Source organism: Bacteroides sp. An279 (genome assembly GCF_002159615.1).
GTDB classification, from domain to species: Bacteria; Bacteroidota; Bacteroidia; order Bacteroidales; family Bacteroidaceae; genus Phocaeicola; species Phocaeicola intestinalis.
Window position 1 is genome coordinate 1 of sequence record NZ_NFJA01000144.1, and the last position, 5,366, is coordinate 5,366.

A 5,366-nucleotide genomic window follows, 5' to 3' on the forward strand; every position below is an offset into this window, starting at 1 on the left:
CTGACCATCGATTATGAATTCCTTGCTGAAACCGCAGAAGCTATGGTACAGATTGCATTCATCCAAATCATGCTTAACAAATTTATCGAATGAAATCAAAACAGCTTCTGAAGTCGATGATTGGGCTGGAAGAGCCTTTAGCATTCCTTTGACTTCTTCTAATGATCCGTCGGTCTTTTCAGGCGTGATGCCGAGCAGATAGGCAAGGAGGGAATAGATACTGACGTTATGGAATTTGGATGCCGTATAACCTTTCTTGAAATCCGGACCGCAAGCACGGAACATGACTTGCATATCATCGTAAGTCGGGTCGAATCCGTGTGCGCCTCCTACGTTGAAGTCTGTATCATCGGTGACTAACCAACCTAAGTCTGGCAATACGATAATATCGCCTATATAGGCATTGCTGCCATAATGCAAGTAAGCCGGGATGTTTGCTTTTTTCCATACGCGTACATGCTCCAGCCCTTGTAAGGCGTTGTAGATGGAATCGGTACAGCCTGCTTTGGCATAAATTTGAGCCGGAAGATTATCGTTGATGCGTTCGTACCATTCCGGTTTCAGGTATTGGCTGATAGAGACACAGCGGTCGGGACTGATGGTAGCCATGCCATGGTCGGATGTGACAATCAGATTTACGTCTTCGGCAAAAGGAAGCAGTTGGATGCCGTCCCATAATTGTTTCATCAAAACGTCCAGTTCAGTGATGCAACGGTGTGTTTCTGCACTGTGCGGACTGAAAGCATGACCGTAGTGGTCAGGGTCTTCAAAGTAAGCCATAATCAGTTGGGGGCGTTCGGGTTCCGGTTTCTTTAACATCTCCAGTACGTATGCAATGCGTTCGGCATAGTTCAGCCTGGGGGTATCATCGTACACTTTATAATAGGTGGGATGTTGTCCTTTTATGGCGATATCCGAACCTACCCAATACACATTTCCTGTTTTAATTCCTTGTTTCTGTGCTGTAATCCAAATGGGCTCTCCTCCATAAAAAGAAGGGTCATTACGTGTTTCCGGGTTGTTCATGGCATACATTTTACCTCTGTCGGCAGCCCAAAACGAATTGGCGATGATGCCGTGATGGTCAGGATACAATCCGGTTGCCAGTGTATAATGGTTGGGGAACGTTTTCGAGGGAAAAGACGGGAACATGGTAGCTTGTACACCTTCTCTTGCCATTTGGTCGAAGAACGGGGTTTCATACATTTTTGTATAGTCCCAACGGAATCCGTCAAGGGAAACGATGACGGTGTAATGTTTGTTTCCTGCCATTGCAGGTAAGAGTGTTGCCAGCAATAATAAGGTGAAAAGAATCTTTTTCATGCGTCTAAAAGTTTGATGGTAATGATATAAAAACGCAGATTAACGTAAGATTCCGGAGAAATAGGCGTTAATCTGCGTTCAGTGAAATATTCAATTAGAAGCTCAGTCTTACGCCGACTTGTGCATGCCAGCGGGAAGCGATGTCGTCTTTATTGATTTCAGCATTGTTGTAAGTATAGCTTGGAGTACGGTTGCCATTGGCGTCTGTAGAAAGGCTTGTTACAGAAACCGGTGATAAATTGTATGCGGAGCTATAGCTTGCACCCCATTTCTTATTCAGCATATTGGCAAAGTTGATGATGTCGAAAGTGAATTCCAGTTTGCCCATACCCTTAATGTTGTGGATGGTTTGTGCAAAATGGAGGTCTATCTCATGTTCCCATTTGCTCAAGTTCGAGTTGCGTTCAGCATATTGTCCGCGATGGTCTTTTGCATAAGAATCATTTTCAATCCATTGTCTGAAAGCTTCACGGTTTTCTGCAGCGGTCATAGTCTTCGAATCAACGAAGTTCATCTTATTTAACTCTTCATCGGTGGGGATATACAGCAGTGAGTTGCCTCTATACCCGTCTCCATTAAAGTCTGTTGATTCATTCATCGTTAAGCTGTATCGGCTTCCTGAGAATCCGTTATAGATAACTGAAATAGTAGAGCTCATCCATCCATTCCAGTATTTCGGGCTGGTGTAAGAAGCTTGTACCATAACACGGTGAGGTATATCGAACTTAGAGAAACCGAGTTCGTTTTCAGAATTCGTGTCACGTGAATAATTGTATTTCCAGTTCGAATAAGCTACAGAACTTGTACCGTCGTTTACAGATTTAGCATGGCCGAAAGTATAAGATGCCGAAAGGTCGAGACCGAAATTGAAGCTCTTTTCTAACATCGCTGATACTGCGTATGTATATCCTTTGTTTGTATTTCTCAGATTTACGATGCTATAATAATCACTTTTTGCTGTCGAATAATAAGGAGCTGCAGATGCTTCAACACCAGGAACGGCATATACTTTGTTACCATTATTGCTCAGCGCTAAATTTTCAAAGAACACGTTGTTCATTGTCTTTGAATAGATGCCTTCCAATGTCATTTTGACATCGCCCGGCAAGCGTTGCTCCCATGCTAAATTCACACGGAATACTTGCGGATATTTGAAGTCTTCTGATACGGTAACAATATCGGGACGTGCTGCGGAACCGCTTTGTGAGTTCATTGCACCCATTGGGTCTTTTGCGTAATCTCCTAAAGAGGGTGCTGTTTTCGTATAGTTTCCGTCTGCATCTTGTGGGGAAATGGTTGTTCCTTTCATTTCCATACCTGTATTGTTGAATGCATTTGATAACCACACGAAAGGTACACGTCCGGTAAAAATGCCAAGGCCGCCTCGAATTAATGTGTTCCGGTTTTCATCTGCATACCAGCGGAATCCTACACGCGGAGAGAACATTACTTTTGCACTGGGTACAGTTCCGACACGTGCATCGAAGCCATTTGATTGAGCGTATTCGTTGAATGTGGGATTGCTTGTCGGGTTGTTGAATACAACCGGAATGTCAATACGCAATCCGTAAGTCAGTTCGAAATTGTTAGTTGCATTCCATTTGTCTTGTGCATAGAAGCCGAATTGACCGGCTTTCATGTTCGGAGCGTAACGCAGGTCACCGCCGGTTAAATCAGGGTCTGTATATTTGTATGAATATTGATAAGGAGTATCGTTCATAAAGTCTTCCAACGAATCATAATACCATGAACCGTTTACTGCTTGGATGAACAAGTTCTTAATGCGGTAAATTTCGTTGTGTGTGCCAAAGGTCAGTGTATGGTCTCCTAAATACCAAGACAGGTTGTCTTCGAATGTATAGATATCTTGGTCAAGCAGGTTAGCGCCCGAAGAATATTCGGTACCAATGTTGGCAGTGATGTTGGTTTGTCCGTCTCCGCCAAGGATGTTGCTGATTTGTACTGTCGGACCTTGATATCCTACGTCGCGATGGTCGCGGATAAAGCTTGCGGAAGCACGTAATTCGTTGTACAAGTTTTCTCCTAAGTGAGAGTTTAATTCGGCAACGATAGAATTCGTTTTATTGTTCATTCGGTAACTGCTGTTATTGAATGTGTACGAGTAGGCACTTGGCCCGTAGTTATCGTCATACGAATTGTTGTGTTGGTAGCGGATTGCCAATTTGTGGTCTTGATTGATGTTCCAGTCAATGCGTGCCAGCAAGCCGAATGACTTTTGGTCTACGTTGCGTTGGCTGTATCCTTCTTCGAAACCGGTCAGTTCTTTATATTTATTCGCGATTTGGGAAGCCACGTCTGCTGTCAAGTATTCGCTGGTATAGCCTGGATAGATACTTGACGGATAAGATTCCTTCTTCCCTTCTGCACTGACGAAATAGAATAATTTGTCTTTTACGATAGCACCGCCTAATGTTCCACCGAAAGTACGGGTATATTGTTGAGTCATCGGAGATTTAGCGTAGTCGCGGATGGCACTGTATTTACCGTACATATTTTGGTTATTGAAATAGGTATAGAACGAACCGTGAGTGGTGTTTGTGCCTTGTTTGGTAATGGCATTGATGCCACCGCCTGTAAATCCGCTTTGACGGACATCGAACGGAGCCACTACGACTTGGATTTCCTGGATAGCATCCATTGAAATCGGGTTGGCTCCTGTTTGTCCTCCATTGGTTCCCGATGCGGCAAGACCGAATACGTCGTTACTTACCGTACCGTCTATCTGAAAGCTGTTGTAACGGTTGTTTGAGCCGGCGAAAGTGATGCCTCCATTTTTTGAGGTCATAGCCATCGGCATATTTTTTACGATGTCATAAATGTTGCGGTCTACTGTAGGCGTATTCTCTATCTTTTGCGTAGAAAAGTTGCTCGAGGCTCCTGCGTTTGCTTTTGCATCCGCCACTACTACCACTTCATCAAGCAATTCACTGCTGGGTTCCATTTTTGCGTTCAGCCCTAATGTATTACCCAATTCGAGGTAAAGGTCTGTGTAAGTAGATTTTTTGTAGCCTACATACGAGATTTCGATTTTATACGGACCTCCGGTACGCATACCTTGAATGGTATAACGTCCGTCCATATTGGTTACTGCTCCGTATTGTGTACCTGAAGGCTCATGTACAGCCAATACTGTTGCTCCGATAACGGCTTGTCCGGTTTCATCGATGACTTGTCCGCTTACGGCAGAAGTTGTTACTTGGGCACTGGCACATACGGTGATGGTGGTTGCCATTGCCGCCAAGAATAATTTGGATTGATGTAACATAATAATTGAATTAAAAATTTATTTAGTCGGTTATGTGTCGTTTGTTTTAGTTATCCTAAATCCAATCTGTTTTTACCGAAGCAAAATTAAATGTATTTTTATAAAGTAACAGCTTGTTTATGCTTATTTAACACTCCGAAAGGTGAAGATTCACACGTTTGTAACATGAAATGTAAAGAATGATTTCATTGGAATAATTATGTGTCTCACATTCAATTAGATATAAATTTGTTTTGGATGAAACAGGAATGTAACATGAGGCTTGAATAAGAATCGCCTCATGTCTATCCGTTTTTGTTTATCCTTGCTTGATTTTCTTCAGATACTCGGAAGGAGTGATGCCGAACTCTTACTTAAAGCATTGGCGGAAGTAGACTGTGCTGTTGATGCCTACCTTGAACGCGATTTCAGAAATGTTGTATTTCCCTTCCAACAACATCTTTTCGGCAAGTTGCATCTTGATTTTACGGATGTATTCGTTGGTTGACATGCCGGTCAAGGCTTTTACTTTCCGGTATAAAGTCGAGTTGCTCATGCAAAGATGGCTGGCAAGGAAACTGATGTCAATTGTTTCTGTTGACGAAAGATTATCGGTGATAACGTGAGTTATTTTCTCTAAGAACTGTTGGTCGATTTTGTTTAATGAATCGTTTAGAAGCTGTTTTGAATTTCTCCAAAAAGTTTTTCTTGGCTTGATGTATCCGTTTTCGTGTGTGCTTTGGGCGATTTTTTGGTCCTTTCCGCTCCTGTTCTTCGT

2 protein-coding genes and 1 pseudogene are annotated in these 5,366 nt (G+C 42.8%); all 3 read right to left on the reverse strand.

The genetic code is table 11. From position 1 onward, the window contains the following. Positions 1 to 123: 123 nt before the first annotated feature. Positions 124 to 1,323: pseudogene (locus B5F78_RS15770) on the reverse strand (alkaline phosphatase family protein); the annotation flags it as partial. Positions 1,324 to 1,417: 94 nt separating this feature from the next. Continuing rightward, complete coding sequence (locus B5F78_RS15775; protein ID WP_225226484.1) at positions 1,418 to 4,609, reverse strand: TonB-dependent receptor; 3,192 nt, start codon at positions 4,607 to 4,609, stop codon at positions 1,418 to 1,420. A 349-nt stretch (positions 4,610 to 4,958) separates the two neighbouring features. Further along, positions 4,959 to 5,366, reverse strand: a 408-nt coding sequence (locus B5F78_RS15780; protein WP_239473497.1) for a helix-turn-helix domain-containing protein, incomplete at its 5' end; no start/stop codon positions are given.